This is a genomic window from Pelagimonas varians (assembly GCF_003208435.1).
In the GTDB taxonomy this organism is placed as follows: domain Bacteria; phylum Pseudomonadota; class Alphaproteobacteria; order Rhodobacterales; family Rhodobacteraceae; genus Pelagimonas; species Pelagimonas varians.
Genome location: NZ_QKMF01000050.1, coordinates 1 through 1,878 on the forward strand (window position 1 = coordinate 1; position 1,878 = coordinate 1,878).

Genomic DNA, 1,878 nt, shown 5'->3' on the forward strand with positions numbered 1-1,878 from the left:
ATTGGCCGGATTGCTGCTTTGGCCGCCGATCCAGGTGCCGTCCGTTACGGCAATCAACCCGTTCGCTTCGATAAAGGCTTGTTCATTGGCCGTGGTGATGGTCGCCAGATAGCCCCCCAGGGCATCGGCACCGGCGAAAGCCTGTGCAAAGGTCGAACCGGTATCGACAACCTGATAATAGTGCCCGTTGTCGGCATTATAGGTCCAGCCCGTTGGGTCAGCCGGGCCCGACACCAGCGTGTCGTCACTGGCCACGGGGCTGTCATTGGTGCCCGAGACAGTGATGGTCACAACCTCTGTCGCCGTTGCATTGTGCTCGTCGGTGACTGTGACGGTAAAGGTCTCGGTCTCGACCTGCCCTTCGGCCAAGGCATTGGTCGCCGGATTGGCATTGTCCAGAGTATAGGTCCAGGCGCCGGTGCTTGGGTCGATCGCAAAGGCCCCATAAGCACCCGCCGCATCGCCCGACCATGTCGCCGTGGCACCCGTATCAACATCCGTTGAGACCATGGTGCCGGTGGCAGACGCTGTCCCGCCAACACCCGTTCCGTCATCCAAGTTGCCAGCCTCAACCACGGCCCCCACAAGCTGAGAACCCGACGTGATCACCGGCGCATCATTCGTGCCGGTGATGTCGATGGTCACGGTCTGCGTATCCGTACCGCCATTCCCGTCATCGACGGTAACCTCATAAGTTTGGGTCAAAACCTGACCTTCGCCCAGATGATCAACCAAGCTGTCCGCAACAGCAAAATTCCAATCTACGGCACCTGCCCCGTCACCCGTCGAAGGATCGGCCAGCGACACGGTCATCGCCCCAAGGTATCCCGCCTCGGTCTCGACAACACCAACAGTATGCGTATCACTCAGGTCGACGTCTTCAAATGCCAGTGTTCCTTCATCCGCGAGCACGGGCTCACCGAAGATCTGGATTTCACGGTAGCTATTGGTGTACTGGCCCGCGTCCGGGTCCGCGTTGGTTGTGTCAAAGACCAGCCTGTCGGTGGTGACCGGGGCATCGAAGGTCAACCAAAAGGAATGTACCCCATTGTTGGTATAGCCAGTTGTCCCCGATACTGTCCAACTGCCCAATACGTTCCCATCGCCGTCGCGCAGAGTGTAATCACCGTCTGTCCGGTTGCCATAGCCGTTGTAAATCGCAATTGACGTCAGCGTTTGCGTCCCGCCCAGATCAAGCACCAGCGAATTGGGGCCTGCATTCGGAATCGCGTAGTATCCGTCCTGATTGGTCGGGCTCGCTCCGACGTCGCCGTCATTCAGGTTGTGCGCGCCATAGGTCCCTGTCCCAAAGGTATTGAACAGACCAGAGGCGGTATAGCTCAGACTTTGCCCCGTTGGTGCGTTGATTACATCCGGATTTGACGACGCATCACTGCCGCTTTCAATTTGGGCATTCGCGAGGGTTATGTTGCTTGTGTCGGTAAAAGTCAGCCCCGATGGTTCCGCGACGCTGCCGGACGCGATGCCCGGCACAGCTTCGGTCACTCCCCCGGAAAAATCGCCAACAGTGAATTCCGGCGCATCATTCGTGCCCGTCACCGTGACCACAACGTCGTTCACAGCTGTCGCGCCATGCGCATCCATGGCGGTGACCTGAATGGTCACATCGCGGGTCTCGTTCAGCGCAAGGTTCTGGAAGTCCGCGCCCGGATCAAAGGTGAGCGTTGCCCCGATGAACGTTGCAGAACCTTCGGAAGGCGCGCCGCTGACCGTATATGTCAGGCTGCTGCCATCATCATCGCTGTCCACATCCGCGCCAAGTGCAGTCAGATCAACATCCACCGTCGGACCGTCTTCAACCGCTGCCGCAACACCTGCCGCCAAACTCGGCGCATCATTCGTGCCCGTCACCGTGAC

Annotated in this window: 1 protein-coding gene; it reads right to left on the reverse strand. The window is 59.1% G+C overall.

Annotated features, from left to right (window positions below):
* Positions 1-1,878: VCBS domain-containing protein (locus C8N36_RS23890; protein WP_211318285.1), on the reverse strand; the 1,878-nt coding region annotated here is incomplete at both ends.